Source organism: Brevundimonas sp. (assembly GCF_051858995.1).
GTDB lineage: Bacteria > Pseudomonadota > Alphaproteobacteria > Caulobacterales > Caulobacteraceae > Brevundimonas.
Genome location: NZ_JBHYGN010000007.1, coordinates 339,086 through 365,185, shown reverse-complemented (window position 1 = coordinate 365,185; position 26,100 = coordinate 339,086). Strand labels below are relative to the sequence as shown.

Here is a 26,100-nt window from a genome sequence, read left to right as displayed (position 1 = left end):
GCGCCCTAGACCAGGGCGCCGCGCCGGAAGCGACGGATCGCCCGGAACTCCTTGATGCCGTCGAACGGTTGGGCTCCGAGCGCGCCAGTGTAGGGGCTGTTGTAGAACTTGCGGACCCCTTCCTCGCGGTCCTGCACCCAGAAGCCGCTCAACGGCCCCTGTCCGGCAGGGTAGCCGTCCGGGGTCATCGGACTGGCGACCTCGGCCCAGGCGCCGTCGACGTTGACCAGCTCATAGATGACATCGGGGACGTTGGTGTGCCGGAACTGGGCGCGCGAGCCCTGGCCGTGCGGCTGGGTGTACTTGCCCGCGCCGGGACCGGTCAGGTCGTCCGAGCTGGGCCGCTCGAACCCGGTGGCCTGGGCGGGCAATCCGGCGACCTTGGCTTCGTTGACCGTGGTGGCGATCAGCATGTGGCCGAAGTTCTGCAGCACGGCGATGCGCGGCCCGGCGGGACCGCCCGCCTTGGCCCGTGCCACGCCGCCGACCGTCAGGGTCTCGCCGGCCACGAAGGTGCCCACGACATCGGTCACATTCCAGCGCCCGGCGGCGGTGCCGGCGGCGATGGTTCCCGAGGTGATCTCGGCGGCCGGGATGACCGCGATCCTGGCGGTGGCGCCCGAGGTCGCGCCGGTGATGGTGGCGCCCTCGGCGATCACGGTGGGGCCATAGTCGGTATAGGCCATGCTCGCCCCGAACTTGGTCTGGGCATACAGCCGCCAGCCTGCCCACTGATAGGACAGCATGTGGCTGAAGGTGACCTGTCCGATGCACTCCACCCCGGTCTGGGTGCGCCTCAGGGCGTCGAAGGTCTGGGTCAGGGTCAGGGCGCGGGCGCGCTTGCGGCCCGGCGCGGCGGTCCCCGCCACATCCTGCCAGGTCCAGGGACCGGCGAAGCCGACGAAGCACTCGGCCTGCATCGACGTCGAGACCAGCCGAGCATTGCCGTGGCCCAGGCCGATATCTGTTCCCCGGGTCTTGCCCGGCCAGGCCCCGCCGACGAAGTTCTCGCCCAGGTTCTCGGTGATCAGGCCGAAATAGCCGACCGGCTCCATGATCGACGGCTGCAGGGTGTCATAGACGCCCGCGCCCATGTCGTCCGAACTCAGGGCGCTGTAGCGCAGCGTGCGGCCCTCGACCTCCGCCCATTCGGAGTTGACCGCCCAGGCCGTCGCCGATTTGAAATATGCCGTCTGTGACATCCCCTCGGCCAGATCGACCAGCAGGGTGTGATGAACGTCCTGGTTCATCCGCTTGGACGCGTCGTCATAGGCCAGGTTGGCGCTGGCGATATGGATGCGCTTCTGGGTGTCGCGGGTCAGAAGGATTTGCGCCTGCCGGGGCGGCATGTCGTTCAGTCGGCTGCTCAGCGCCTCGGTGACGGTGTTGAGGGTGTTGTCCGGCCCCTTCAGCAGGTTCATCTGGTTGGAGACCTTGCTGCGGGACAGCCGCAGTTGATCCAGCCCCAGCCAGTAGTTCGCCGCCAGCGGGATCGTCACGTCGTCGGACAGCCGGATCTGGGCGGCGGGCAGGATCACGGTGACGCCGTCGTTGGCGTAGATCTTGATCGAGGGGGAGCCATACAGCTTGGGCGTCGGCACCCGCAGGTCAAACTCCGGCCCGTAAAGCCCGGTCGGCAGGGTCTGGCCGGGCGAAGCGATCCTCGCGCTCATGGCGGCCGTCAGGCTGACCGGGCCGGTGGCCTTGGCCTTGACCACGCCGCCGACCAGCAGGTTCTCGCCCGCGATGAAGGCCGCAGGCGTCTCAACATACAGGGTCCCGGCGCGGGTCCCGTCCCAGGGAACGCCGGTGGCCTCGGCGTCCGGAACCGAGATGACCACGGCGGTCACGCCCGACACCTCGCCGGTGATCGTGTTGCCGGCCACGATGGCGGCCGAGCCGAGATTGTAGCCCAGCGGTCCCATCCACTGCAGGCGCGGTTTCTGGGCGTCCGGGATATACGGCGGGAAGGTCAGGATCAGGCGATTGTTCCCGCCGATCACCGCCGGGGTGAACTCGAAGGGGTAGTTGGCCCGGATATGGTTCTGCGGCACGGGCTCGCCGGTCGGCAGGATGACATCGGTGCGGACGCCGCCGAACAGGTTGGGCGCGCCGATCTTCAGCTGACCCGCGCCGTTGTTGCCGGGCGCGATGGCCCTGATCTTCTGGCCCAGCCCGACGACCGGAAACTCCGGCGTCACGTCCCACAGGACCGAAGAGCTGGCGGCGGCGGTCGCCGGGATTTGACCGGCATAGGGGCGCTTGACCTCGGGCGTGACGAGCAGGGGCGCCCCGGCGTTGTTCTGGTACATCGACTCGGTCGCGCCGTTGGCTGAGGCCGCCCAGTAGAACTTGCCCGACGGCACCAGATGGCTGGCCACCGCCGCGACGGTCGCGCCCGTGCCCGCGCCCGCCGTCGCGAAACTGGCCCCGGTCGGATTGCCGGTGAAGCCATAGCCCGGCTCCAGTCCGTGCAGATTGGTCACCGCCCCGCCGACGACGTCGAACAGGAATCGTGCGGCCGAGCCGCCGCCGCCGGTCAGGACGCCGACGAAATCCGTCCCGTTGGTGTAGCCGTTGCCCGGGGCCGTCAGGTTGATCGAGGTGACGCCGCGCGGCACCGCCGTGGCCGCGCTGTTCGGATAGCTCAGGCTGGTCGCGGCGGCCATGATGGCCCGCTCGGACGCCGCGACCGTCAGCCCCCGGGCGATCTCGGCCGCGTCGGCGTCATCGGACGCCGCGCCCGCCCAGGCCGCCGCGTCATCGGCCTTTTCACCGGCTTCGGCCACGGCCGCCAGCGCCTCGGCCAGATGGCTTTCCGGGAACTCGGCGGCGACCTGTTCGGCGACCGACTGGCGCACGGCCCCGTGGGCGATCTTCTGCGCCGGCGCGTCGCCGCGCTGCATCACGTGCCAGTCGGTGTCCAGAATGTCCGTGGCCTCACCGGCCTGATTGATGGTCTGTGTGACGATGTCGGCCATTCAGCCCTCCAGCAGCAGAATTTCGGGGGTGACGCCCAGGGCGATGCCGTCGTCGACGGCGAGGATCGCGCCGAGGGTCCAATCGACGCGGCGCCAGCGCACCGCGCCGCCTTCGTTCTTCAGGTATCCCGCGACGACGGCGATCTGCCGGTGCCAGCCCTTGGTGTTCACGAAGCCGTCCACCGTCTCGCGATGGTTGGCGGCGATGTAGCAGGCCCGGCGTCGCAGCTTGCCGCCGGGGGTGATGAACTCATGCAGGACCGTGGCCTTGCCCTGCGCCCAGGCGCCCGGCTTGCTGGCCAGCCGGTCCGGGTGGCGCGTGTCGGGGCGGCCCTCGACCAGCAGGCCCAGCAGCTTCCCCTTCACGTCATGGTCAAAGCGCGGTTCATCGACGGCGGCCGAGACGATGGCCCCGTTGGCGGCGCGATAGTCCGCGACCCGTCCCCGGGTGAAGACGAACTGGTCATGCAGGTTGGGCAGGACCGGGCTGCTCATTCGGACACCCGGTCATCCAGCGGCTGGCCCGAGGCCCCGGCCAGGCGCGCCGAGAAGCCGCCGCGCGCCAGCAGCTGGACCAGGTCATCGGCCTGGTCCGACTCGATCAGGCCCAGCAGCCGATCCTTGGCCTCGGCCAGATCGGCGGCGTCGGCCAGCATCGCCTCGACCGGACCGATCACCGGTTCGACCAGCTCCTCCCACGCCTCAAGCTGCGACCCGATGAACAGGTCGATGGCGTCCGCATCGTTCGGCTGACCCGCCGAATGCAGGGCGATCTTCCGATCCGCTTGCGGCTTAAGAGGCTCTAAGAGGGCCGTGGACGGCTTTTCCGGGGGTGTCGCGGGTGACGGCAGCGGAGGTGCCCCCTCAGCGGGCTCCTGAGGCGTTTGCGCGGGCGCGGGCGCGATCGGCTTCAGAACCTCTTCACCGGCCTTGGGCTCGGGCGCCCTCAGCAGCTTGCGCGCCCAGCCGGCCGGGACCTGCAGGCCGCGATCGATCAACGGACCAGCGGCTTCGACCATGGCCTTCAGATCGACGGCTTCCTCGCGCCCGATCACCGCCCGGGGATAGGCCTTCCTCGGTCCCCGGTTCAGCATGACCATCGGCGGGATCAGCCCGACGTTCAGGGTGGCGGCCAGCTGCTTGGCGTCGGCGCGCTCGATGTCGCCACGCACATTGTTGTGGACGTTGCCCAGACCGCCGCCCAGGCCGCTCGCCACCGCATCCGTCGTCGCGGTCTGGCCCAGCACGGCCTTCGACTCCTGCTGGTCGAAATACTCGGCCTGGTTCTTGAACAGGGAGCCGTCGCTGGCCGACTGCTTGCCGTCCACGAACTCGATCTCGGTGGACTTGGGGATGATGCCGGCAGCGTCCGACCCCATGGACGACAGGGCGCGCAGCAGCGCCCGACGGTCGGCGTCCGTGGCCCCGGTGTCGTACCGGCCCACGCGGAAGGGGATGCCGTAGATCTCGGCGAACGCCATCCAATCCTTCAGGGTGTAGTTCTTGAACAGGTAGATCCACGCGATGGCGCGGGCCAGGCCTCCCCGGATCGGCAGGCCCGACTTGGCCTTGTGGATGTGAACCAGGTACTTGAACGGCTCCAGGGCCGCGCCCTCGGCCGAGCCGTCGCGCAGCCGCAGGGTCTCCCCGTCGATCCGGTCGAACTGGAACCAGTTCGGATTGCGCCAGATCAGGCGCTTGGGCCACCATTGGCTCTCCGACATCTCCCAGATGATCTCGGACACGGAGAAGCCCTTGCCGATGGCGTCCAGGATGTCGAACAGCTCGTCTTCAAGAGTGTCGCGCTTCAGCCACTGGCGGACCAGCTCGGCGTCGGCCTCGGCCTCGGGCGTGTCATCGGCGGCCTCGATCGTGATGGGCAGCTGCGCCACGGCCCGCTTCCGCGTGCCGAGGACAGACAGGTAATGAAGGTCCTTCTCCTCCATCGCCTCGGCCAGCTCGAGATAGCGTGTGGCGTCGCCGCGCTCGGCCGCCCGCAGGATGCTGGCCAGCTTCACCGGGTCCATCCCGACTTCCGGGTGGCCGCTCAGGATGGAGCGCACGCCGGTCACCGTCGCGGCGGACAGCTCCTCGCGCAGCAGCTGGGTCGAGACAGGCCGCCCGAACTGATCGACCAATCCAGTCGCCTTGGTCACCATGCGCCGCCTCGTCCCGTCTCTTGATCGTCTTCAGCAAAGGCCCGCTCAAGGCTGGCCGGTTGGCTCCGGCTGGCGTCTTTGGCCAGCTGGGCGGCATGGCGGCCGGGGATGCCCTCGTAGCCGCCGTAGGTGATGACATCCTCCTCGCTGGCCGCCCGGCACAGGGCGAGGGCCGGCGCGAAGTCGCCGTGACGCTGCTCGCCGTCTTCGCCCTTGGTGCGCTTGCCGTCCGGGACCTTGGGGATGCCTCGAACCAGCTCGACCTGACGCATGTCATCGATCAGGTCGGGGTGGCGCGGGATCGCGACGGTCTGGTCTTCGAAGTCCGCCTTCAGCGGCGGCATGTTCTCCAGGTACCAGCCGTTGCTCAGCATCACCTCTTCGATCAGTGACGCGCCGAACTCCTGCTTGGCCTCCTGGGCCAGCGGCTGGCCGTTGCCCCGGGCGTCCAGCTTGCCGCCCGAGAACCGGGGGAGCCGGTGAACGACCCAGAACAGGATTTGCTTCTGCTGGGCGTAGGGGACCCGCCGCATCTCGATGGCGAAGGGGATGACCAGACCGCCGGTCCTCTGCATGGCGCCCGGCGCGATGATCGAGGCGTCGCCGGTCATGGCGAAGTCCTGGCCGAAGACGTGACGCAGCCGCTTGTCCAGCCGCTCGATGTGGGGCCGAACGTGCTGCTCCAGCCAGTCGTTGACATAGCTCTCCCGGAAGTCCTTGGGCCGCTGCTCCCAGCCGACCGGCAGCGACAGCTTCAGCAGACAGTCCGGCCCGCCGGCGGTCGCGCAAGCCTCGATCATCGAACGGGTCAGCCAGACGCCGGAGCCCTGGTCCGGGACGCAATCCAGCTCACGCGGTCCCTTTTCGCCGTAGTTGGCGCGGATCTCCGCTTCCCACTCGGCCTCGCCCTCCGGCGTCCAGGGAATGCCGCGCTTCAGGCAGATGCGGCGATAGAGGCCGTCGGCGATCGCATCGCTGAAGGTCGTCCGGAACAGGGCATAGGGCTTCTTCTTGGCCCGGCACTCCTCGACCAGCTGGTTGAACGGATTGTCCACGCCCAGGTGGGAAGAGATGACCCAGACGCGGCTGCCCCAGACCAGCAGCGCCAGCGCGGCGGCCATCATCTCGTCGAGGTCATCCATGAAGGCCGCCTCGTCCAGGATCACGAAGCCCTGCCGGCTTCGCAGGTTCCGGGGCTTTGAGGTCAGGGCCACGATGGTGAAGCCGGAGGCGAACTTGATGCGGAACGCCTGGATCGACTTGTCACCGGTCGGGTCGCTATCGACGAAGACGAACTCCTCGGCCTCACCGGCGGCGACGCCATAGTGTTTGGCCCAGAACGCGCAGTCGTCGATGAAGCCGCGCGTCATCTCCTTCTCGAAACCGATGTAGAAGCAGTCGTCGCCGCCCGCCTTTTCGTCGGCGGCCGAGATCAGGGTCGCCTGGGCGGCGGCGGCCCAGCTGATGCCGATGCGGCGGCTCTTCTCGTAGACGACGACCTGGGCGGTGCAGTTCAGCAGCCGCTGCTGGTAGGGCAGCAGGACGGCGTCCTCGGGCGCGACCTGCAGTAGGTCGGCGATGGGCGCAGACGCTGTGCGAGGCGAGGCGCGCGGGTTCCCGGCGCGATCGACCAGGTCGGCGGCGGTTACGGTCATTTCGGGGCGACCCCGAGGATGCCGGCGCGGATGCGGTTCAGGGTGTCGTTGGACAGGCCCTCCTGCTTGGCGACCTTCTCGACCTCGGCGACCGCTTCCTTCTTCGCCTCCAGCTTCAGCTTCAGCGCGCGGTCCGCGTCGGTCTTCTGGGCCGAGGCGACCGACTGGATGGCCCGGGCGAAGAACATCAGGTTCTCCGGGTCGAAGGGCTTCTCATCGTCCACATTGGCCAGCAGGTCGAAGGCGAGCGAGTGGAAGCCCTGGACCAGCACCTGGAAGCCCTTGCCGTCCGCCAGCTGTGGTCCCGCCTCGGCGACCAGCATTTCGGCGATCTCGCGCGACTTCTTCATCCGGGCCGAGATGGCCTCGAACTTCTGGGCGTGGCGGTGCACGGCGGATCGCGACGGTGCGTCCTCGCCCAGCTGGTCGGCGAACTGGGCGTCGAAGCGCAGCATCACCTCGTCCAACGTCAGCCGTCCGGCGATGGCGTCCCGCAGCCAGTCTTCCAGTTGCGCCCGGATGGGCTCCGGCAGGCGCTCGACCTTGGAGCGGCCCATCTCAGCCGCCCAGCCCGGGGCGAGCGACGCCCTCGACACGCGCGCGACCCTCGGCGACATCGCGACCACGCTCGGTGAGCTTGGCCACGATCAGGTTCAGAACCGACTCCTTGGTCACCAGCCCTTGCTCGGCCAGCCAGTCGATGGCGGTGTGCATCTGGTCGCGGGTGGCGGGCAGGCCCAGGCTTTCGGCCACGGTCTTCAGGATCGACGCATTGGCCGAACAGCCGGGCGCGTCGTTCAATGCCCGCAGGATCGTCAGGCGCAGATGTTTCATGAAGTGATCGACGAAGCTCATGATCCGCGCTCCATCAGATAGCCGTGAAGCCGATCCACCGCCTTTTCGGTGCGCTCTGCGATGGAGATGGTGCGCTTGATCTCGCCCTCCAGCCGCGCCAGATCGGCGGCGGTCGGCAGCTCACTCAGGTCGCTCTCGATGCCGGTCAGCTTTTGGTCGGTGAGCGTCTTCCAGCTCTCCAGCGATCCGACCCGCCCCAGCAGCGCCGCATGGGCCTCACTGTTGCGCCAGCGGCCCGCCCTGACCGCCGTCCAGGCGGACAGGGCGCAGGCGATCACGGCGATGGCCAGGCTGAAGTAGGGGAGCAACTCTTTCACGGCCAAATCACTCCGGAACGGCGGCGGGTGTCGTGCTGTTCGGCACAGCCCTGACAGTGGGTGCAGCGGATGGCCGCCGGGGCGGCGGCCAGACGGCGGGCGTCGATGGGATCGTCACAGTCCACACAGACGCGCAGCGCCGGACGCACACCGCCGCTCAGGGCGGCGGCGGCGTTGCGCGATCGGGCGTCGGCCAGGATGCGTTCAGCCTCGCGGTCGGCGAAGGCCTGGGAGCGGTCAGCCTCGTCCATCAGTCGGGCTCGACCTCGGGACAGTCCGCGCGGGCGTCGTTCAGGGTCGCCCAGCCCGCCGCGCCCCAGGCGATGACCTCAGCCAGCCAGCGGCCACCGGCGGTGTTGTATTCGACCACGGCGTCCGCGCCCGGCGCGGGCCGGGCCTGAACCGGCGACGCCAGGGCGGCGGGACACTGACGCACCACCACCTCCCGCGTCTCGATGACGGGGCTGGGCGCCGGGGTGTCAGCGAGCGGTAGACGCGCCGCCGAGCCGTTGCAGGCAGTCAGCGTCGCAACGGCCAAGGCCAGCAGCGGTACGCGGGGCGTCAGCCAGGTCTTGTTCAGCACGGTCGGTCCTTTGGGTCTGGGTTCTGCCGCGCGCCTCGGCGCTGGCGATGGCGGCGGCCTGGCCGCGCCGGAGGTCGTTGAGGGTGGCCTGAAGGCCGTTGCGCTCGCGGGTGCGGGCGTCGCGCTCGGCGACGACCTGCTTGACCGGGGCGCTGCAGGCCGCGTCGATCGAGAAGCCGTCCGAGGTATTCAGGGCGACGTCGCAGCGTTCGGAGCGACGGGCGGTCCGGTGGACGGCGGCGACCGCATCCGAACAGCGGGCGGCCGAGGCCGTCAGGTCGGAATTGGTCACCGCCGCATCGCAGTCCAGGAAGGCCGACAGGGTGGCCCGCAGGCCGGTCTCCTCGCGGTTCTTGGACAGGATCAGGCCCACGCCGACGGCGCTGGTCAGGGCCAGCCCGATGGAGGTCACGGTCAGGAAGCGGATCATTGGCCGCCTCGCTTGCCGAGGCTGATGTCGATCTTCGCCGCCTGGGCCAGCTGGACCAGCTCATAGGTGGTGGCGCCGCCGACGTAGACCAGCATGTCGGCGAACAGCAGGGCGATCAGGGCGAAGGCGATGCCGGTCAGGGCGTTCACCGCCCCCTGGCCCAGCGTCAGATGACCCAGCGACCAGATGATGCCGGCCAGCAGGACCAGGATCAGGGCGGCGAGGCCGAACGAGAAGCACCGGCGCCACAGCCAGGTAATCTCCTGCAGGCGCGGCGGGGCCGGGACCAGACGGGTGTCGGTCATTTCAGACCGTCCAGCAGGACATAGGTCACGGGCTCGGTGCGGAACCGGGCGCCGAAGACCGCCTTGCCGATCTGGGTGGCGCGCTGGATGAACCGGGGCCACTGATCCGGCGGGATGGTCTGGCAGCCCTCGCTGGACGTGGTGGTGTTGCCGCCCCGGTGGATGTTGATGCCGAAGTAGCCGGTGCGCTCGTACGCGCCATCCAGGCCGTCGCGCACCACGGTGACCTTGCCGGCCGTCTGGACCAGCGCCTCGTATTGCTGCTTGTGCTTTCCGAACTGGAATGCGGGCCAGATGCCCGGCTTCAGGCTGGCCATGCCCTTGCCCGCGCCGTCGCCGCGACCGGGGCGGAACTTGCTGGGATCGGTGTTGCCGTTGAAGGCTTCGAACTCGCTGGGGCCGACCAGGAACAGGGCGTCATCGTACAGGCCGCGATCATTCTCGCCGACCACGCCCATGGTGTCGCGATAGTAGCCGCGTACGCCCACGATGATCAGGGTGTCGCCCCAGCCCAGACGCTTCACCTCGGCCGCGCCGAAGCGACCGACCAGGGCGGCGTGAAGCTCAAGGCGCGTCAGCTTGGGCCGATCGCGTGGAATGTTGAGGGTCATGATGGTCCCCGACGCGGGGGAGCCATATGCCGCCCCGCTGCGTTAGGGGCTCAAGCTACGGTTTGGACGGCACGGGGTTCAGGTGCAGCGCTGCACCTGAAGGTCAGCCGAACAGATCGAGTTGGGGCGGATTGATCTTCCGTTCCATCTCCAGAACGCTGAAGACCGTGCGGCGGGAGCAACCCACCTTCGAGGCGATGGCGTCGATGGTTTCGCCGCCCTCGCGGAGCTGGACAATACGCGCATCGCGCCCCAGCGCAATCGGGGGCAACAGATACTCGCCAGCCATCGCCGCGACAATCAGGGCGGCGGCCTTGTCGCCCACCACATGGGTCAGCGGGTGGTTGGGGCCGGCGAACTTCGGCACATACAGCCGCGTTCCGCCCATGGCGGCGGACATCTGCGCGGCCAGTTCTTCGCCGATCAGGGCGACGACGTCAGGCCAGATTGAGCCTTCACGAGGGGTCACGTCACGCCTCCCCGGACGACAGGCGGGCGACGCGCAGCTCGGCCTTCAGGGCCTCCTGAACGGCCTCTTGCAGGGCGCTGAGGCGCACGGTCCGCTGGCCATGCGGCGCGAACAGGAACCGGCGCTGGGCCTCGGCCTGCCGGACGCGCGCCGCCGACAGGTCCGCTTGCGCGTCCTTCAGCTCGGCGTGGGTCAGCAGGTCCAGGGCCATGGTTCACCCGGCGTCCCCGGCGGCCTCGATGACGGCGCGGATGGCCTTGCCGTGTTCGCGGATTTCCTCGTGCAAGCGGTCATCGGTCCAGGTGCGGACCTCCGGCCCCGGCGCGGGCAGGCCCAGACGCGCGGCCTGGGCCTTCAGCAGCCCGACCTTCAGCATCTTCAGCCGCTGCGGGCCGGTGTAGAGTACGGTCGAGATGTGCTGTGACCATCCGGCCCGTTCGGCCATGGCCTTCAGCGCCTCGATCAGCTTGTAGCTCAGCGCCTGATCCGCCCACTGCAGGCGCTCGCACCCCAGCTGACGCCGGGCGAAGGCTTCCAGGGCGGCGTCAGACGATTCCCGCACCTCGCCCAGGTTCCAGAGCGAGATCCACAGCGCCCGCGCCTTCTTCGCCGAGGGATGGTCCGCCGGGGCCGGTCGGATGTGGACGCGCAGATTGCGACCCTGCACGGGCTTTCCGCCGGTGATCACCTTCGGCGTCCAGCCCTTGGCCTTGAACTCGTCCAGCACGGCCCGCAGCTGGGCGTCGGTGCAGCTGGTCGAGGACCGCTTCCCGGTCACCCGCTCCAGGACATCGCGATAGGTGTCATCGTCCAGGCCGAGGTCGCGCTTGGCGATCTGGACAGCCACGACGGCAGCGCGGTTCTTGCTCATGGCCGATACCCCGGAACAGGATGGGGCTTCGCGTTCACGGGCCGGTCGCTCACGGCGTAGCCCAGCGAAACCTCGACGAAGTGGGCTGGATGGCGGCGCACATGGTTGGTTGCCCAAGCCTGAGCATTGCGAGCATCACACCGCGCGCCGCAGTCGTGGCAGGCAGCCGTGTGATGGATCAGCGATTGGCGCACGGTCATGATGCGCTCCCACGGATCAGGATCAGGTCGGAGGCGGTGCGCACCGGCACGAGTTTCAGCCACCGGGATTCGCCTTTGATGCCAGTCAGGCTTCCGGCGAGTGCGAGCATCGATGGGCGAAGGCAGCGGGGGCAGTCGACCACGGCCGCGCCTTCGGCTTCACCGTCAGAAGAACGGCCCGGCCAGGTCGGGTCGCCATCCTCCCAAGCGACCTGAAGATCGCCGAGGCGGACGGTGGCGTGGTCCATTTCATCGCGGCACCAGGGGCAAGCGATGACAAGATTTCCGTGGGTCGATGTGACGCGAGGCAGCGGATTCACGCGGCTCTCCCTTGCAGCTCGAAATAGACCCGCCCCGCCAGCGTCTTCAGCTCGGCGTCGGACAGCGCCGTGAGGTCGAACGACGTGGCGGCCGAGACCAGTTCGATCGAGCGGGCCTGGGCGCGGTCGCGGCGGATGTGACCGCGCTCTTGCAGGGCGTCCAGAAGCCGATGGACGGCGGACTTGCTGGCCAGGTCCAGTTCATCCGCGATCTCCTGAAAGGACGGGGCGACACCCGGGTTCTCCGCCAGATAGCGGCGGATGAAGCTCAGGGTCCGGGCCTGCTGGTGGGTCAGGGACTTGCTCATTCGCCCCCCTCGAACATCCAGCGCTGGTCCAGTTCGGACGACGTGACGAACCAGTCGCCGAGGCCGTCGCGTACGCAGCGAACGCGGGCCGTCATTTCGTCGCCCTCGGCGTTGGTGAACCGGGCCGAGAAGGTCATCCGGGTCCGGCCCGGCGACACCCGCGCCTGCGAGGGCGCGGTCCAACCGGCCAGCGCTTCGAAACCGAAGACGACGGCCAGATGATCATTCCACTTGATCCAGCGCGCGGCGGGGCGCGATCCGCCCGACTTGCGATTACGGCGGGCCATCAGCGGGCGCCTCGACCGACGGCGTTTTCGGCGCGGGGATCGCGGTACGACCGGGGCAGTTCGGGCGCGCTCAGCGCGACGGGCGTGTCCTTCTGGCCGACTGCGCGGCAGTGTTTCGGGCAGAACAGGCGGCCTTGAACGCGCGTTTCACGGCACAGCGGCTCGGCTTCCTGCCCCGGCAAATTGTTGGGCCAATCGCACATCGACTGTGACCGAACGGGCGCGCGCGCCGCGCCTTCGCGCCGCTTCATGGCTTCCCGGATCGCCGCCATGTGATCGACCTTGGGAGCGGGCGGAATGTCCAGGACCGGCGCGGGTGCAGGACCGGCGACCGTGTTGATTTCCCAGGCGGGCGCCCGGATGGTGGCGGGCGGCAGGATTTCGGCGGGCTGCACCGATGCTGCGGCCATCATCGCGGCCTCGGCCTGCTCACAGGCCCGGTCGAAGCCCTTGGTGCTGACCCGCTCGCAGCGCGCCAAGGAGTTCGGCTGCACGTCGAAGATGCGGGCGACCACACCCCTCGGGCGGCCACTGAAGCGCTGGGCTGCGACGGCGGCGGCCGTGACCGCAGTGCGGAGCGGGCCGCGCTGCGCCTGGGCAGCCTTGATCGGGTCATAGCCGAGGTATTGAGCGGCGGCGATCACGCCGTGGGCGCAGACGTCGGCAGTCAGGGTGACGGTCATGTCAGGCAGCCTCCTCTTTGCCCTTGGCCCGGGCGCGGGCGGCCATGGCATCGGCGCGAATGCCTTCGGCCTCTTGCTCGAACTTCGCGGCGAGTGCGGCGGCATTGATGGCGCGCAGACGGTCGGCGTGGGCGGCGTCCAGCGCGCCCATCGCCTCCTCGATCACGCGCCACTCGTTGGCGGTCAGGACGGTGCGGTCGCCCTTGAGGCGATACCGCTCGATGCAGTCCTGCAGCAGGCCCGCCTCGAACGCCGACAGGACGTCATAGCGGCGGATCAGCGACACGCCGCGCACCAGGGCGTCGGCCTGAACGGGGGAGATGGTCGGGGTCAACGACGGCGCTCCCCACGACGGGCGCGGGCGATCCGCAGGGCGGCGCGGAAGCCGGCCCAGCGGTCCAGCCAGGAGCCGAGCCCACCGATCACCAGGAAGATGACCAGGAAGGCCAGGCCGGTCCCCAGGGCGTCCAGGAAGGCGACGCAGAACAGGTCCATCCACGGCGTCAGGGCGGCGCTCATTCCCGGCCCTCCGCTAGGGCCACGGCGGCGTCAGCCTTGGTCCAGGCCTCGAACGTCGCCGCGTCGTCGGCGTCGTCCCAGTTCACCGGGCGCACCGCCTGCAGGTCCCGCAGCGCGGTCAGCATGGCCGAAGCCGCGCGGGTCACCGAGGTCTCGACCGGAGGCTCGCTGCCCTTCACCGCGCGCCACAGGTCGGCCTTGTCGGTGAAGTTGGCGAAAACCGCGCCGGTTGACATTCCGGCCTCCCGGGCGATGTCCCGGATGGTGGCGGCGGCGTAGCCTTTGGCGACGAAGAGTCGGCGGGCTGCGTCGATGACCTTGGCCCGTGTCCGGGCCTTGGCCTGCTGACGGCGGTTCGGGCGGGGTTCTAGGGCGTCGGTCATTTCGCCCCCGCCACGTCTAGGGTGACCGGGGTCCAGCCGGCGTCGAGCGAGGGCCGGGTGAAGACGCGGACATAGCGCCTGGACCCGATCACGCGCTGGGACTCGCGGATGGCCTGAACGGCACGGTTCCAGCGCGGGTCATCATGCTCGACGCGGGTGATGCTCAGCAGCTCGGCCCGGTTCACCAGGCCGTCCTTGTCGGTGTTGAAGGCCCGGGTCACGATCGCGCGGATAAAGTCGCTGGACGAGCCGGCTTCCTCACGAACGACCTCGTCGAACAGCTGCTTGGCGATCTGCAGCTCGGGGCCGAACACGACGTTGTCGGCCACGGCGATGTTCACCTTCTGCAGGCCGTCGTAGGACGTCAGCGTCAGGTTGCCCTTCTTGCCGCGCGGCTTGGTGCCGTACTGCTGGGCCAGCAGCTCGATGTAGCCGTCCACATCGTCGAAACTGCCTTGTTTGAACTCGGCGATCTGGACCGACAGCGGCAGGGCGCGGGCGACAATCGTGCGGACCAGCAGGTCCTGCAGATGATCGGTCGGCTTCACCTTCTCTTCCGGGTCCAGGCCACCTTGGGCGTTCTTCATGTAGATCTTGCCGCCGACCTCTTCCCGACCTGCGGGCAGGTCGGCAGGGGCCGGGACGGGGTGGGCGGTGGCGGGGTCGATCAGTTCAGTCATGGCGGTTGGCTTTCATCTGGAATTTTGAAGGGGCGGCGGTTCGGCGGCTGCGGACCTCGGGGACCGGGGGCCACCACGCGTCCCGCAGGAAGCGCAGCCAGCGCTGCAGCCCGGCGATCACGGCCGGTCTCCGTCGATGGCGACGAAGTTGTCGTAGCGGCGGCCCCGGGTGACGCCGGGATGGTTGGCCAGCATCTGCGCGGTCATCAGGCCCGGCGCCCGGCGGATCAGCTCCTGGGCCGCCGGGTTCGCGCCGATCTTCAGCGCCGTCAGCACGGCGACGCCCGCATCAGTCAGTTCGACGGGCTCCTCGCCCTCACCGGCGAGGATCGAGCGCAGCAGCTGCAGGCGCTCGCGCGACCGAAGGGTCAGCAGGTCGCACTCGGCCTGCGTCAGGGTCCCGGCGCGCTGCCAGCGGTCCATGTCGATGTTGTCCCTCAGGACAGCCTCGACCAGCTCCAGCGGGGTTTCGTGGGCGTAGCGAACGGAGGTCATCGGGCGGCTCCTCAGACGGCCACCGGCTGGCGCTTCTGTTGCGTCCAGGCGGCCTTGATGTGGGAGAAGGTGCGGGCCTCGTCGTCGAGGCGGGCCGCGATGGTGGCCATCAGCAGGGTCTGGGTGACCGACCGCAGCGTTCCGGGCTGTTGGCCGACCTTCTGCAGGAACTCGCGCTCCTTGGCGCCCGCAGGCACGGCCCAGGCGTCACACAGCAGCTCCACGTCCTCGGCGAACGGAAGGTCGTAGCTCTGAGGCCAGCCGACACGGCTGTGCAGGGCGGCGAACTCGGCCTCCCGCACCCCGGTCTGGACCCGGCCCAGGACGGTGCGGTTGCCCGCCAGAACCAGCCCGCATCCGGCGGCGTCATGGATTTGCCGCAGCAGGTCCAGGGTGGCGTCGTTGGCGTGTTGGGCCTCGTCGATGATCAACACGGCCCGCAGGTCGGCCAGGCGACCGACGATGTCGTCGAACTTCACCGACATCCCGGCCGCGCGGCCCTTGATCTGACGGCCGGTGGCCTTGGCCAAGGCGATCAGCATAGGCCCCGGCGTCCGGGTGGTATGGTTCAGCTGAAGGTGGAAGGCGGTTGGCTGGAGCGCGCTGTAGCGCTTGAAAGTCTCGGTCTTGCCCATGCCGGCTTCGCCGACCATCACCGAAATATTGCCCATGTGGGCGAACTTCACCTGGGCCATCATCAGGCGGCTGGTCCGGGTCGCCACATAGCCGGGCACCTCCGGCATCTGCAGCGCGTCGTTCCGCCGGGCCTCTTCGGCCTGCAGGTAGCGGTTCACCTTCCAGGCGACGTTCCTGGCCTTCTCCGGCTCGCCGCCCGCATAGGTGCCGTTGGCGAAGGCGCTCAGGGTGCTGTTCGCCACCTGGCCGCTGGGTCCCGAACCGATGTTGCGGGAGATTTCCGCCCACGACAGGCCCTGGGCCTTCTGATGCTCCAGCAACTGCTGCCGGACGTCGGCGACGTCGGCGTCCGTGTAGTCTCTGGCTTCGCGGTCCACGTTCATGTTAGCTCTCTCTCGTTCACAGCTGGGGCCTCGGCCCCGGTCTTCCGGGCGCGAGGGGCGGCAACCCCTCGCGCCCGATCTCATTCGACGACCCGCAGGTGGCTGGACGCGCGCTCCATCGCGCGCGCCCACTTGTCGGTGACGTCTTCGGTTTCAGGGGTGGGCTCAGGCGCGACGGCCACAGCCGGCGCGGGCTTCAGCAGGGCGTTCCCCCGCGCCCGCACCGGGCGGATGACGGTGGGCCGCGGTGCCTCGTCTTCGTGGTCTGGCGCGTCCGGCATCATCGCCGCCAGCTCGGCCGCCGTGAGCAGCTGCAGCGCCGCCGCCTGGGCCTTCGTGGCCTTCTTCAGATTGGCTTCCTGACGCGCGCGGGTCTTGGCGGCGGCCTGGTCGAGGAAGGCCGTCCGGCCCTGCAGCTCGGCGGTGGCCAGATAGCGGCTGTCCAGGCCGTAGACGTGGACCGGCGCGCTCAGGTCGTCCGGGTCGTACCGCAGGATCACCTTGCGGCCGGCCAGGGCGCTCATGTCCGGCGACCACCAGATATTGCCCAGCGTCTTCACCGAGCCGTTCTTGCGGTCGGTGTTGACAACCGCCGACGCCAGCAGCGCCATCCGCAGCTGTTCCGGCGTGGCCTTGCCGATCACGGCGGTGGCGTAAGAGGCGTTGAAGACGTCGTTCAGGCTCAGTCGTCCGCGCGCCATTTCGGTCTGACGGTTGGGGCGGTCGTTATGGGCCTCGATCCCGAGCTTCAGGACCTGCTTGAACACGTCCAGGTCGATGGCGCGCTCGCCGTAGTTCTCCGGCTTGGCGTCGGGCTTGTTGCCGACGTAGGCGCCCGAGAAGGCCGGGTGCTTCGCGACGTTGTCGCAGAGGTCGCGCCACGCCCGTTCGATGGGCTTGGACTGGCCCCGATAGGGCAGCGCCCAGTGGGCGTTCACGTCCAGGGCCGTCAGCAGGCCGGTGGGGTCGTCGGGCCGGATGCCGAAGCGATAGCGGGTCTTGGCGCCGCCGGTGATCATCTTCGAGGCGAAAGCCCGGCCGTTGTCCAGCAGGCAGCCCTTGGGGATGCCCCAATCCTTGAACAGGTCGGCGAAGACCAGACGGGTGATCACCTGGTCTTCGGTCTCGGCGACGCGCCAGCTCAGGATCTTCCGGCTGAAGATGTCCTGGATCGCCACCAGGATCGGGCGGGCGATCTTCCCGTCGGGCCAGCGGACGAAGACGTCGGCCTTGTGGCCGTCGATGTTGACCAGCTCCATCGCGTGGAGCCCGGCGACCGACCGCTGCTGCGGCGGCAGGGTGTTGCGCAGGGCGTCGGCCCCATGCCGCTTCAGGGTGATGACGGCGGCGGGAACTTCCCGCTCCAGCTTCCGCTGCAGCGTCTTCTGGTGAGGCAGCTCCAGCCCGCGCGGACCGCAGAACTCCCGCAGGCACCGATGGTAACAGCTGGCGAAGGTCGGGCGCTCCGGCCGCAGATAGTCCGACAGCAGGAAGCGCCAGGCCTCGTCATCGACCACGGCCTCCTTGCCGCCGCCCTTGCGCTGCGGCGCCAGCACCGGCAGCCGGTCGCGCTGTTCGACGCCCGCGATCAGCCGCGCCCATTCCCAGACCGTGGCCGCGCCCAGGTCGTGACGCGCCGCCATCGTGGCGACCGCCGCCGTCCGGGTCAGGCCGGTCTGCTCCAGAGCCTCGACGCCGGTCAGGATCGCCAGCCGCCGCGCGGCCTCGGCCTTAACCGGCTCGGCCTGCTGGTCGAACCAGCTCCACAGCCGCGCCTTGTCGGCGTCCACCCGGCCGCCGTCGTCATTGGCCGGGATCGAGACCCGCAGGCCGCTGATCCCGCGCTTGACCAGTTCGGTCGAGGCCGAGGGCGGCAGCACCCCGATATGGTACTCCGTGGCCCGTCCGCCCCGACCCGCGCGGGTCCGGTGCAGCGGGACCCCGGCGGCGTCCGTCCGCAGCGCCCAGCCCTCGGCCAGCGCCCGCTCGTTGATCTTCCGCTTGGCGCTGGACAGGCCCGGCAGGCGCAGCTCGGCCAACTCGGCGGCGGTGAACCACACCTTCGGCGCTCCGGCGGCGCCCATTCCCCCCATGGCGTCGGTCATCGCGAGGGCTCCCCCCGGCTCAGGGGCTGGGCGGTGGCCTTCAGCATCTTCAGCCGGCGTTCGGCGTCGCGCTTCTGGGCTTCCAGGTGGCCGATCTCGGCCAGCCGGATTTCATCGCCGACCATCACCGAGCAGCCGATCATCCGCGCCAGGGCGTCCAGCACGTCGAAGCCCTGCGTGGCGACGACCAGCGCGAACAGCCGGGCGAAGCTGATGTTGTGGCCGTCGCGGCTCTCGGACGAATAGGCGTCCAGCATGTATTTGGTGACGTCGTCGTTCAGCAGGGCGCTGACCTGACCGGCGATCTCGAACCGGCTCCGACCGTCGCGCTTCATCATCGCGGCGACCGCCGAGGCGACCTTGCGGTCCAGATCGGACAGGGCGCCTTCGCTCACCTCGGGCGTAGGCGTGTCGAAGGTGAAGGCCATCTGCGCGGGGTGCAGCGCGGGCTGACGTTTGTGGGCCTTGCTCAATGCATTGCCCCCGGGTTCGGAGCCGGGTTGCGGTCCAGCCGCGCTTCCAGCGCCTTCACGCAAGCGGCTGTAAAATCCGCCCCGAAGTCGGTGGCGGCATCCAGCGTCATCCCCGCCACGGCGATTACCTTTCCGCCCAGCCGAAGCTCGACGAAGACGTCATCCTCTTGGGTGGTCACGGTGATCCCGTCGGCCAGCTGGACCTTGCTCATTCCGCGCCCCCGACCGCTTCGCCGTCGATGGTCAGGCTGACGCCCTTGGGCAGGGCCAGTGTCTTCAGCAGCTCCTTCTGCTGCCGCGCCGACAGACGGCCCCAGTTGCCCAGGATGGCGCTGACGGCCTTCTGCTCGACCGACTTGACCGGCGCCTGCTTCAGCGTCCCCAGGGCATCGGTGACGCCCTTGGCGGTCCCGGCCACGATCAGGCTCGCGACCTCGCGCTGCTCGAACCCAGGCAGCTTGGCCAGCGCCCGCAGTTGGCTGGCGTTCTGGGCAACCGGCAAGGCGCGGATTTGTTCGGCCACGTCCGGGCGGATGCCCCGATGGATTTCTAGATCGAGGTAGATCGCACGGCGCGACAGGCCGACCTTTTCGGCCACCTGCTCGGTGAAGCCGTATGCAAGTGCAATCTTTGCACTTGCATCGTCCGCCTCGGCTCCGATGCGATCCGCCCAGCGCGCCGTGGCGACAACAGACTTCAGGTTGGCGTCCTCGGCGAGGCCTGCTCGAGCCTTCTCGATTGCGATCTGCTCGGCCACGAAGGCGGCGCGATCCAGCGGCGACAGATCCAGCTTGTGAAGGTTCTCGCTGACCTCGGCCGCACGGAGTTCCAGCCCATTGGCCGACAGGATGTCGGCCTCGATCGTCGGCCAGCCCAAGGCCTGAGCGGCGGTCCAGCGGTGCCGACCGGCGATGATGCCGAAACGACCGTCAGCTTTCTCGTACAGCTCGATGGGACGGCGCTGGCCGTCGTGAGTCATCAGCGCCTGAAGGGCTTCGACCCAGCCCATATCGAGCGGGCGCAGTCCCTCGGTCCAGTCAACCAGGTCCATCCGGACCTTGAAGATGGAGCGGGCGATTTCGGGGGTGTGAGCCGCGATGTCAGACGCGGGCGCCACGAAGGCGAGAGCGGTGGTCGAAGCCATGTCTAGGACACCCGCTCCGATAGACGGTGCGCGGTCGGCTCGCGGCGGGTATTATCCCGGTTTGTGGACGAGTCGCCCGAAGCTGGGGCGCGATACCGATCAGGGAAGAGTTCGTGAACGGGCCTATCCAACTCCGCCGCCAAGGCAGCTTCAGCGTGTCGGGACGCGCGACCGCGCAACACGTCACGCATGGAATCCGGCGCGAGGCTCTTGGCCTTCTCGAACGCCCTGAGCGAGCCGTAGCGGATTCTGATCTCCGCCTTCAGCGTCTCTTTATGCAGCCCAGCAACCGACACGATCTCTCCCTTGGGATGCAAATCCCATTTTTGGGACGCTAATCCTCAAATGTGGGACCGTCAATGAGCGATAACCATCAGCAATGGGATGGTACGACCAATTTTGACGCACGCCTTCGTGAGGCCATGGGACCGATGCAGCAGGTGGTCCTGGCCAAGCGCGCGGACATCACGACGTCGAAGCTGAGCCGCATTCTCCAAGGGGCTGAGCCGAGCCTTCAGGAGGCGGTGCGTCTCGCCCGAGCCGTTAAGGCGGACCTGATCTGGCTTGCGACTGGTCGGGGGTCGCCTAACGCTGCGGCGGGCGGCTTCGTGACGGTGCCGATCTACGACGTTCGCCTTGCGGCAGGGGTCGCGTCTTTCGCGGAAGCTGCCGAACAGATCGGCGAGATGCCCTTTGACACCGGGCTGCTCCAGGACCTCGGGGTGACCTCTACTGAAGGGCTCGCGGTCTTCACCGCCGAAGGCGATTCGATGTCGTCCACCATTCGGGACGGCGCCCGTGTCCTCGCGAACCTGAAAGACACCCGGCTGCGTGATGGCATCTTCGCCTTCCGGACCGGAGAGGATTTGCGGATCAAGCGTCTGCGGCGCCGTGTGGACGGTATCGAAATCCTCTCCGACAACGAGCATTACCCCGCCGAGCTGGTGACCGGCGATGCGGCGGATGAAGTCACGATCATCGGGAGGGTGCTGTGGGCTGGAAGCGTTATGGCCAGGGCATAGCGCTGGCGGCGATGATCGCAGCGACGGGCTGCTCTCCGCAGGCCGCATCTTCGCCAGCCCAAGTGGACCCGGCGGTTAGTCGCCTCGCTGCAGCTGTGGCGGCCGAGCTGAAGACAGACCGAGCATGGGAGGGGCCGAGCAGCGCCCAGCGGCTGACATTCGGCGGCGTGACTTATGAGGCGCGGGCCGTGACCGAGGATGTCGCTGAATTGCGCGCCACGCTGCCTTCTGGAAGTGACGACGCTCAGATCGGGCGGGTGGTCCAGGTCCTACTGACGGCGGGCGCCGGCCAAAGCCGCCCCGGTGTTGACCTGGTCGAGATTTCCACTGCCTTGCGGGATGGTGAGGCTTTCGCGCCCCGGGTCGTGAACGGCGTCGAGGTCTGGCAGGACGGCCGCGACCTGGTCGCCCGCCCGGTTACCGCGCCTTCGTCGCCGGACGGAACGTAAAGAGAACAAACCGCTTGCCGCCGTGGCGGCGCGCCGATAGGACTTCCATCCTATTGGAGCCGCCCCGATGACCGATGACGCCGCCGTTGCAACCCTCGCTCTCGTGCGCGACCTCGCCTCCGGCCTCGGCCTGCCGGTCGCCACCGGCCCGGAAGCCGAGGCCCGCTTCACCGACATCCTCCGCACCATCGAAACCCTCAATCCCGGCGCGACCACGCGGCTCCGCACCGGCCTGACCGACCGCCTGCACGAGGCGGGCGCCGAGGCCCGGGCAACGGGCGCCGTCCAGTGAGCCATGGGCCGCAAGAACCTTGATCGTTACACCGCCGAAGACTGGCGGCTCGCGGGCGGCTCTGTGGGCGCCATCATCGCCAACCGTTGGCTGGTCTTCACCGAATGCGACGTCTGCGACCTGCGCATCCGCGCCGATCTGAAGCGGATCGCCCAGGAGAAGGGGCCGCGCTTCGACCTGTGGGGCCGGACCGCCGCCTGCCGGCGCATGGGCTGTCCGGGCCGCGTCACCTTCTGGTGCCAACCCCACGACGTGACCCCCTTCGCCATGACCGCGCCGCGCCCCTGATCGAACCGACGCGGCGCCCGGGGCGTTCGGTCTCCATGGCCAGCCCGCTAGCCGACCAGACCCGCCGCCTGCAGCTGACGCAACAGCGCCTGGCGACGGCCGTGGCGCGTCTTGATCGAGCGGTGAAACAGGGTCCCACTTCCGGCCGGGACAAGACCCCCGCCGCCCGCTGCGGATCGGCCCTCAAACCCCGTGACGGCGGGCATTTCCGCGATCCGGCCTAAGTGGGCCCCACCGAGTCCCGCTTTAGACACCCATCAGCACCGGCTGATCTGGGTTGTTGCCGCCGCCGGGGACCGACGCCATCACAACCGCGCCGCCCTCAAACCCAGCAATGACGGCCTTAAGAGGCGCTTACGTCCATCCTAAGCGGCCCTTGAGCGACGCCGCCCGCCGCGCCCGCCACTCCAGCCGATCCTGTCCCACCTCTGTCTAAATCGGCCATCACTCTAGACACAGGAAAGCGCGATCACGGCCGCGCCAAATTTGGTCCGAACCCCCGTCAGGACTGGGTTTCATCCCACATCGTCCCGCCTAATCCCGGATCATCCCGCCACTCCAGCCCCTCCTGTCCCCGCACATCGGGTTCAGCGGCGTCTGGGAAGGGCGGGGCGAGCGGGGCTTCCGGATCCCCGGACAGGAGGCGGACCTCTTCCTCGGTTTCGCCGTCTTCCGGTTGGTCGTTCGCAGAGAGACGGAACTCCGGGAAGATTTCGCCGGGGAAGGCGATGGCGTCCATGGCGTCGGACTCGGCCTTCATCTCCTGCCACAGGCGGCGCCAGCGGACGGCCTCCATCGACTTGCCGCGCTCCAGCGCCTGGACGAAGCGCAGGCGCGCCGTTTCAACCTCCTCATAGATCGACAGGTCGTCGTAGATCATCAGGGCGTCCTGAACGCCGGGCGCCGCGCCCGGCTGATCCCGGCGTCGCCACCCGTATTTGCGGGCGCGGGAGCGGAAGGCAGAGAGGCCGAGCTCATGACGGCGGCAGACGGTCTCGGCGTCCAGACCGCTGAGATACTCATCCCGGGCCTGGGCCCAGACCTCGGGTGAACGGATGCGATAGGGATAGGTCATGGCGACATGATGAAACGCCGGTATGTCAAATTTGGTCGTATGGGTGGGGTGGGGGTGATTTTTGTGGGGTGTGGGCGGGTAGGGATTAGGGATTAGAGCGCGCCCACCATCCGCTCATCCCGGCGAAAGCCGGGACCCAGTTCTGTCCAGCCTGACACAGGCGTTTCAGGACCAGCGTTCTGCACTCGCTTGCGCACCCTTCCATCACCCAAAGCACTGGGTCCCGGCTTTCGCCGGTATGAGCGGAAAGGAATCAGCGGGCGCGGAGCTTGGCGGCCAACCCCCGCGCGGCCGCCGCGACCTCGTCCCAGGTGATCTCGAACCCGGCCTCGTCGCCGAACCAGGGATCGGTCACCGCCTGGCCCTCGCGGTCGGGGACGTGGTCGAGCAGGAGGCTGAGCTCGGCCGTCGCATCGGCGGGGACCAGCTTGCGCAGATTGGCCAGGTTCTCGTGGTCCAGCGCGATGATGTGGGTGAAGCGGCGGAAGTCGGCCCGGGTCACCTGACGGGCGCGCAGGGCCGAGATGTCCACCCCATGCCGCAGCGCCGTCCGCTGCGCCCGCTCATCCGGCGCCTCGCCCGCATGCCAGTTCCCGGTCCCGGCGGAGTCGACGATCAGATCGAGGCGCAGGCGGTCGGCCTCGGCCCGCAGGGCGCCCTCGGCCAGCGGCGAGCGACAGATGTTGCCGAGGCAGACGAAGAGGATGGAGGGCATGGGGAGGACCTGAGGGCGGGACGGAGCCGTGCAGTCTGAACGGTTCCGGGGGCGGTGGCGAACCCTGTTGAGCGCGGCGCGAAAGTGTCGGAGAAACGCGCCGGACGCGGGCGATGGGCCGGCGGGGGGATGCCGAAAATGAGAACGCTCGTGTCGTTGCTCGCGGTCGCGAGCGCCCTGGCCGGTTGCGCCACGACGTCCGGGCCGGTCGCCCCTGTTGCGCCCGTGGCCGCGGTCGCGCCGACGCCGCCGGAAGCGCCCAGGCCGCAGGCGCGCTCCTACATTGTCAGCGACAATGCGATGGGCGACGTCGACGCGGCGCTGGAGCGCGCGCGGGCGTCCGGCAAGCGGGTCCTGCTGGTCATGGGCGCCAACTGGTGCAGCGACAGCCGCACCCTGGCCGGCTGGCTGGAGACCGAACGGTTCGCCGCCCTGATCGAGCGGAAGTACGAACTGGTGTTCGTCAACATCGGCATGCCCCGCACCGGCGACGGCCACAACCTCGCCATCGCCCGCCGGTTCGGCCTGCCCGAGCTGCCGGGACTGCCCAATGTGCTGGTTCTGACGGCCGACGGGACGCTGGTGAACCCCACGACCGCCACCAGCTGGCGGAATGCCGAAAGCCGCTCCGGAGACGCGATCTATGAGGAACTGGCGATGCTGGCGGATCGGGGAGTGTGATCCCGCGAGGGGCGGCGGTGCAGGCGGCAGAGTTGATCGTCAGGCCGAGATGTTGCTGTTCGTTAGTTGCTTAGAGGGAAGAACATCTCGTCAATCCGACATGCCGCACGGCGGACATAGCTAAGGGCAGAAACTCCCCCTTCGGCATCAATCGCGGCGAGGCAGCGCGTCAGCAACCCCAAGAGATCCTCCAGCGTCAAAGTTCGCGGTTCTTGGAGGGCGCAGATTGCTTGAGCGATACTTGCTGCGCTTTTCGCGTCTGTGGGCTCGGTCAGCGTTCCAGAAGCCAACTTCCTTGCGATTGACTTGGGAGAGCCTTGGAAATCGGCTCGGGCCGAGTCCGCCTTATCGATCCGTTTCAACAGAGCTTTCTTGCGTGCGGACTGCCCCTGGAGAGAGGTGACGAGAGTCCTTACGTCTGAACAGGAGAGACCGGCGCGTCGCGCGAAGTAGCCGATCGGGAGCCAAGCAGCATGACCTCCAACGACGGCATATCGGATATACTCCTTTGGCAACGACACGGTCTGTTGGGCTAGGAAGTTCCGAAGTACGACGTCATCCGTGATCACGCCGCGGCTTTGAATGTCATCTTGATTGAACGGCACCACTTCGCCGATCAGTTTCAACGTCGGTGCGCCATTCACTTCGTCAAACGCACCTTCTCGAATGAAGTTGATCCGTTCGATCAGATCGGAATCAAGGACGATACGGCCTTGGCCGGTTGCCAATACGCCCTCGTCGAGATCCGCGATCATGGCTCGTTGTGGTCCAAGCGCCAGAAGTCGCTCGACCATGGGCATGATATCCAAGCGAGCCTGCCGATCACGCTGATCAAGCATGGCTCGAAGATCGCTATATTTGATCCGTATCGATTGACCGGGATATCGATAGAAAATGTCGCCTTCCTTGATCTTGTCTCCACCTTCGGCCTTCTGTGCGATGATTGGACGGCTCGGATGTTGCTCAACATAGATGACGCCAATGAGCGTGCCGCCGATTTCGCGCGCAGCAATTTCAATCCGGGGTGTTGGATCTAGGACAGATCGAAGCTTGTTGGTGATTTCAGCGGGGTCGATTCTGGCGAATTCATCCGAGCCCAGTCCAACCACGGCATAGCCAAGATCTTGACCAGCCGCACCTTTGTGATCGCCGTCAGCAACGCCAAAAAAGACATATCCGCCGCGATTGTTGGAAAGCGCGGCGATGGCTTTCACCCACTGATGGGAGTGTTTCAGGCCAAATCCAGCCTTGCACTCAGTCGTGTCGGACTCACCCTCCTTGAGGCGCCAGATTTGATCGTCTCCCAGCTTGAAGAGTGCTGTGATGGCCTCGACGGAAACTGGGGACGTTGATGTGGTGCCACGATCTCCAAGAACACCCGACGCTACATCGTTTGGGCAAAACGTAGCCAAGAACGCATTAACCGTGGCTTCGTCAGCGGCCGGGATGTTCGCTGACGTGCTGTAGGTCCCTTTGCCGATATCAGTGATGCGGCCTGAATTTACGGCACGGTCTTGGCGGTTGAAGAAGAACTGAATGTCCTTGTTCTTCATGCCGCGAGCCAGCATGGCCTTGATGAGGGATATCTCCTCATCGCTAATGGTCCGCTTGGACAATTCTGCACCCAAAAGACGCGACCACTGTAGGTCAATCGTCGAAAATGGCTGGAATCACACGGTTATGCAAAGTGGGGTGGACCGCGTTTCTCAGTGCCGTCCCTGTGCGT

General features: G+C 68.0%; 39 protein-coding genes and 1 pseudogene. 6 read left to right on the top strand and 34 right to left on the bottom strand.

Annotated features, from left to right (window positions below; all coding sequences use genetic code 11):
* Window positions 1–5: 5 nt before the first annotated feature.
* The 31 genes and pseudogenes from ACTIEF_RS06650 to ACTIEF_RS06500 all read right to left on the bottom strand — a co-directional run bounded on the left by ACTIEF_RS06650 (window position 6) and on the right by ACTIEF_RS06500 (window position 20,148).
* Window positions 6–2,981 carry a hypothetical protein gene (locus tag ACTIEF_RS06650; protein WP_439471330.1) on the bottom strand — a complete coding sequence of 992 codons (2,976 nt, stop codon included), beginning with the start codon at window positions 2,979–2,981 and terminating at the stop codon, window positions 6–8.
* Window positions 2,982–3,476 carry a hypothetical protein gene (locus ACTIEF_RS06645; RefSeq protein ID WP_439471329.1) on the bottom strand — a complete coding sequence of 165 codons (495 nt, stop codon included), beginning with the start codon at window positions 3,474–3,476 and terminating at the stop codon, window positions 2,982–2,984. It abuts the gene before it with no gap.
* Window positions 3,473–5,137 carry a DUF935 domain-containing protein gene (locus ACTIEF_RS06640; protein ID WP_439471328.1) on the bottom strand — a complete coding sequence of 555 codons (1,665 nt, stop codon included), beginning with the start codon at window positions 5,135–5,137 and terminating at the stop codon, window positions 3,473–3,475. The genes ACTIEF_RS06645 and ACTIEF_RS06640 overlap by 4 nt, the downstream gene beginning before the upstream one ends.
* Window positions 5,134–6,795 carry a hypothetical protein gene (locus ACTIEF_RS06635; protein WP_439471327.1) on the bottom strand — a complete coding sequence of 554 codons (1,662 nt, stop codon included), beginning with the start codon at window positions 6,793–6,795 and terminating at the stop codon, window positions 5,134–5,136. Before ACTIEF_RS06635 ends, ACTIEF_RS06640 begins: the two co-directional genes overlap by 4 nt.
* Complete coding sequence (locus ACTIEF_RS06630; RefSeq protein WP_439471326.1) at window positions 6,792–7,352, bottom strand: DUF3486 family protein; 561 nt, start codon at window positions 7,350–7,352, stop codon at window positions 6,792–6,794. The genes ACTIEF_RS06635 and ACTIEF_RS06630 overlap by 4 nt, the downstream gene beginning before the upstream one ends.
* Window position 7,353: 1 nt before the next feature.
* On the bottom strand, window positions 7,354–7,650 hold the full coding sequence (locus ACTIEF_RS06625) for a VpaChn25_0724 family phage protein (protein WP_439471325.1): 297 nt from the start codon (window positions 7,648–7,650) through the stop codon (window positions 7,354–7,356).
* Window positions 7,647–7,967 carry a hypothetical protein gene (locus ACTIEF_RS06620; protein WP_439471324.1) on the bottom strand — a complete coding sequence of 107 codons (321 nt, stop codon included), beginning with the start codon at window positions 7,965–7,967 and terminating at the stop codon, window positions 7,647–7,649. Before ACTIEF_RS06620 ends, ACTIEF_RS06625 begins: the two co-directional genes overlap by 4 nt.
* Complete coding sequence (locus tag ACTIEF_RS06615) at window positions 7,964–8,218, bottom strand: TraR/DksA C4-type zinc finger protein (RefSeq protein WP_439471323.1); 255 nt, start codon at window positions 8,216–8,218, stop codon at window positions 7,964–7,966. Before ACTIEF_RS06615 ends, ACTIEF_RS06620 begins: the two co-directional genes overlap by 4 nt.
* Window positions 8,218–8,403 carry a hypothetical protein gene (locus ACTIEF_RS06610; protein ID WP_439471322.1) on the bottom strand — a complete coding sequence of 62 codons (186 nt, stop codon included), beginning with the start codon at window positions 8,401–8,403 and terminating at the stop codon, window positions 8,218–8,220. Before ACTIEF_RS06610 ends, ACTIEF_RS06615 begins: the two co-directional genes overlap by 1 nt.
* Before the next feature lie 43 nt (window positions 8,404–8,446).
* Complete coding sequence (locus tag ACTIEF_RS06605; RefSeq protein ID WP_439471321.1) at window positions 8,447–8,980, bottom strand: hypothetical protein; 534 nt, start codon at window positions 8,978–8,980, stop codon at window positions 8,447–8,449.
* Window positions 8,977–9,285 carry a hypothetical protein gene (locus ACTIEF_RS06600; protein ID WP_439471320.1) on the bottom strand — a complete coding sequence of 103 codons (309 nt, stop codon included), beginning with the start codon at window positions 9,283–9,285 and terminating at the stop codon, window positions 8,977–8,979. Before ACTIEF_RS06600 ends, ACTIEF_RS06605 begins: the two co-directional genes overlap by 4 nt.
* Window positions 9,282–9,896, bottom strand: a complete 615-nt coding sequence (locus tag ACTIEF_RS06595; RefSeq protein ID WP_439471319.1) for a hypothetical protein — start codon at window positions 9,894–9,896, stop codon at window positions 9,282–9,284. The genes ACTIEF_RS06600 and ACTIEF_RS06595 overlap by 4 nt, the downstream gene beginning before the upstream one ends.
* Window positions 9,897–9,999: 103 nt before the next feature.
* Window positions 10,000–10,365: a helix-turn-helix domain-containing protein gene (locus ACTIEF_RS06590; protein ID WP_439471318.1), complete on the bottom strand. Its 366-nt coding sequence runs from the start codon at window positions 10,363–10,365 to the stop codon at window positions 10,000–10,002.
* Between the two features lies 1 nt (window position 10,366).
* On the bottom strand, window positions 10,367–10,576 hold the full coding sequence (locus tag ACTIEF_RS06585) for a hypothetical protein (protein ID WP_439471317.1): 210 nt from the start codon (window positions 10,574–10,576) through the stop codon (window positions 10,367–10,369).
* 3 nt (window positions 10,577–10,579) lie between these two features.
* Complete coding sequence (locus tag ACTIEF_RS06580) at window positions 10,580–11,236, bottom strand: gp16 family protein (protein ID WP_439471316.1); 657 nt, start codon at window positions 11,234–11,236, stop codon at window positions 10,580–10,582.
* A gap of 196 nt (window positions 11,237–11,432) precedes the next feature.
* A complete protein-coding gene (locus ACTIEF_RS06575; protein ID WP_439471315.1) occupies window positions 11,433–11,756 on the bottom strand; it encodes a hypothetical protein in 324 nt (107 codons plus the stop codon).
* A complete protein-coding gene (locus tag ACTIEF_RS06570) occupies window positions 11,753–12,064 on the bottom strand; it encodes a LexA family protein (protein ID WP_439471314.1) in 312 nt (103 codons plus the stop codon). Before ACTIEF_RS06570 ends, ACTIEF_RS06575 begins: the two co-directional genes overlap by 4 nt.
* Complete coding sequence (locus tag ACTIEF_RS06565; protein ID WP_439471313.1) at window positions 12,061–12,351, bottom strand: hypothetical protein; 291 nt, start codon at window positions 12,349–12,351, stop codon at window positions 12,061–12,063. Before ACTIEF_RS06565 ends, ACTIEF_RS06570 begins: the two co-directional genes overlap by 4 nt.
* On the bottom strand, window positions 12,351–13,034 hold the full coding sequence (locus ACTIEF_RS06560; protein ID WP_439471312.1) for a hypothetical protein: 684 nt from the start codon (window positions 13,032–13,034) through the stop codon (window positions 12,351–12,353). The genes ACTIEF_RS06565 and ACTIEF_RS06560 overlap by 1 nt, the downstream gene beginning before the upstream one ends.
* A gap of 1 nt (window position 13,035) precedes the next feature.
* Window positions 13,036–13,368, bottom strand: coding sequence for a hypothetical protein (locus ACTIEF_RS06555; RefSeq protein ID WP_439471311.1), 333 nt, complete (start codon window positions 13,366–13,368; stop codon window positions 13,036–13,038).
* The gene (locus ACTIEF_RS06550; protein WP_439471310.1) at window positions 13,365–13,553 is read right to left on the bottom strand and encodes a hypothetical protein; all 189 of its coding nucleotides are present in this window, start codon (window positions 13,551–13,553) and stop codon (window positions 13,365–13,367) included. Before ACTIEF_RS06550 ends, ACTIEF_RS06555 begins: the two co-directional genes overlap by 4 nt.
* Window positions 13,554–13,729: 176 nt before the next feature.
* Window positions 13,730–13,936, bottom strand: a pseudogene (locus ACTIEF_RS06545) (helix-turn-helix domain-containing protein); the annotation flags it as partial.
* Window positions 13,933–14,616 carry a DUF3164 family protein gene (locus tag ACTIEF_RS06540; protein ID WP_439471309.1) on the bottom strand — a complete coding sequence of 228 codons (684 nt, stop codon included), beginning with the start codon at window positions 14,614–14,616 and terminating at the stop codon, window positions 13,933–13,935. The pseudogene ACTIEF_RS06545 and the gene ACTIEF_RS06540, both read right to left, overlap by 4 nt.
* A complete protein-coding gene (locus ACTIEF_RS06535; RefSeq protein ID WP_439471308.1) occupies window positions 14,609–14,737 on the bottom strand; it encodes a hypothetical protein in 129 nt (42 codons plus the stop codon). The genes ACTIEF_RS06540 and ACTIEF_RS06535 overlap by 8 nt, the downstream gene beginning before the upstream one ends.
* Entirely contained in the window at window positions 14,734–15,111 is a 378-nt protein-coding gene (locus ACTIEF_RS06530; RefSeq protein WP_439471307.1) for a hypothetical protein, read from the bottom strand. The genes ACTIEF_RS06535 and ACTIEF_RS06530 overlap by 4 nt, the downstream gene beginning before the upstream one ends.
* Before the next feature lie 11 nt (window positions 15,112–15,122).
* Window positions 15,123–16,130 (bottom strand): AAA family ATPase, encoded by a 1,008-nt coding sequence (locus ACTIEF_RS06525; RefSeq protein ID WP_439471306.1) that lies wholly within the window; start codon window positions 16,128–16,130, stop codon window positions 15,123–15,125.
* Window positions 16,131–16,210: 80 nt separating this feature from the next.
* Window positions 16,211–18,235 carry a transposase domain-containing protein gene (locus ACTIEF_RS06520; RefSeq protein ID WP_439471305.1) on the bottom strand — a complete coding sequence of 675 codons (2,025 nt, stop codon included), beginning with the start codon at window positions 18,233–18,235 and terminating at the stop codon, window positions 16,211–16,213.
* Complete coding sequence (locus ACTIEF_RS06515; RefSeq protein ID WP_439471304.1) at window positions 18,232–18,708, bottom strand: hypothetical protein; 477 nt, start codon at window positions 18,706–18,708, stop codon at window positions 18,232–18,234. The genes ACTIEF_RS06520 and ACTIEF_RS06515 overlap by 4 nt, the downstream gene beginning before the upstream one ends.
* Window positions 18,705–18,920 (bottom strand): hypothetical protein, encoded by a 216-nt coding sequence (locus ACTIEF_RS06510; protein ID WP_439471303.1) that lies wholly within the window; start codon window positions 18,918–18,920, stop codon window positions 18,705–18,707. Before ACTIEF_RS06510 ends, ACTIEF_RS06515 begins: the two co-directional genes overlap by 4 nt.
* Window positions 18,917–19,852, bottom strand: coding sequence for a ParB/RepB/Spo0J family partition protein (locus ACTIEF_RS06505; RefSeq protein WP_439471302.1), 936 nt, complete (start codon window positions 19,850–19,852; stop codon window positions 18,917–18,919). Before ACTIEF_RS06505 ends, ACTIEF_RS06510 begins: the two co-directional genes overlap by 4 nt.
* A 2-nt stretch (window positions 19,853–19,854) precedes the next feature.
* Window positions 19,855–20,148: a helix-turn-helix domain-containing protein gene (locus ACTIEF_RS06500; protein ID WP_439471301.1), complete on the bottom strand. Its 294-nt coding sequence runs from the start codon at window positions 20,146–20,148 to the stop codon at window positions 19,855–19,857.
* 63 nt (window positions 20,149–20,211) lie between these two features.
* Between ACTIEF_RS06500 and ACTIEF_RS06495 the strand changes: the two genes are divergently transcribed.
* The 5 genes from ACTIEF_RS06495 to ACTIEF_RS06475 all read left to right on the top strand — a co-directional run bounded on the left by ACTIEF_RS06495 (window position 20,212) and on the right by ACTIEF_RS06475 (window position 22,127).
* Window positions 20,212–20,874: an XRE family transcriptional regulator gene (locus tag ACTIEF_RS06495; protein WP_439471300.1), complete on the top strand. Its 663-nt coding sequence runs from the start codon at window positions 20,212–20,214 to the stop codon at window positions 20,872–20,874.
* A gap of 188 nt (window positions 20,875–21,062) precedes the next feature.
* On the top strand, window positions 21,063–21,323 hold the full coding sequence (locus ACTIEF_RS06490) for a hypothetical protein (protein WP_439471299.1): 261 nt from the start codon (window positions 21,063–21,065) through the stop codon (window positions 21,321–21,323).
* A 67-nt stretch (window positions 21,324–21,390) separates the two neighbouring features.
* Window positions 21,391–21,615 carry a hypothetical protein gene (locus ACTIEF_RS06485; RefSeq protein WP_439471298.1) on the top strand — a complete coding sequence of 75 codons (225 nt, stop codon included), beginning with the start codon at window positions 21,391–21,393 and terminating at the stop codon, window positions 21,613–21,615.
* 3 nt (window positions 21,616–21,618) lie between these two features.
* Window positions 21,619–21,903 carry a hypothetical protein gene (locus tag ACTIEF_RS06480; protein WP_439471297.1) on the top strand — a complete coding sequence of 95 codons (285 nt, stop codon included), beginning with the start codon at window positions 21,619–21,621 and terminating at the stop codon, window positions 21,901–21,903.
* Window positions 21,904–21,938: 35 nt separating this feature from the next.
* Entirely contained in the window at window positions 21,939–22,127 is a 189-nt protein-coding gene (locus ACTIEF_RS06475) for a hypothetical protein (protein ID WP_439471296.1), read from the top strand.
* A 278-nt stretch (window positions 22,128–22,405) separates the two neighbouring features.
* Here the strand turns inward: ACTIEF_RS06475 and ACTIEF_RS06470 are convergent, their stop codons facing one another.
* Together ACTIEF_RS06470 and ACTIEF_RS06465 are read right to left on the bottom strand one after the other, a co-directional pair.
* The gene (locus ACTIEF_RS06470; protein WP_439471295.1) at window positions 22,406–22,978 is read right to left on the bottom strand and encodes a hypothetical protein; all 573 of its coding nucleotides are present in this window, start codon (window positions 22,976–22,978) and stop codon (window positions 22,406–22,408) included.
* Window positions 22,979–23,231: 253 nt separating this feature from the next.
* A complete protein-coding gene (locus ACTIEF_RS06465; protein WP_439471294.1) occupies window positions 23,232–23,693 on the bottom strand; it encodes a low molecular weight protein-tyrosine-phosphatase in 462 nt (153 codons plus the stop codon).
* Between the two features lie 150 nt (window positions 23,694–23,843).
* On the opposite strand from ACTIEF_RS06465, the gene ACTIEF_RS06460 reads away from it, so the two are divergent.
* Window positions 23,844–24,374 carry a thioredoxin family protein gene (locus ACTIEF_RS06460; protein ID WP_439471293.1) on the top strand — a complete coding sequence of 177 codons (531 nt, stop codon included), beginning with the start codon at window positions 23,844–23,846 and terminating at the stop codon, window positions 24,372–24,374.
* A gap of 62 nt (window positions 24,375–24,436) precedes the next feature.
* Here the strand turns inward: ACTIEF_RS06460 and ACTIEF_RS06455 are convergent, their stop codons facing one another.
* Window positions 24,437–25,990 carry an AlbA family DNA-binding domain-containing protein gene (locus ACTIEF_RS06455; protein ID WP_439471292.1) on the bottom strand — a complete coding sequence of 518 codons (1,554 nt, stop codon included), beginning with the start codon at window positions 25,988–25,990 and terminating at the stop codon, window positions 24,437–24,439.
* Window positions 25,991–26,100 lie beyond the last annotated feature (110 nt).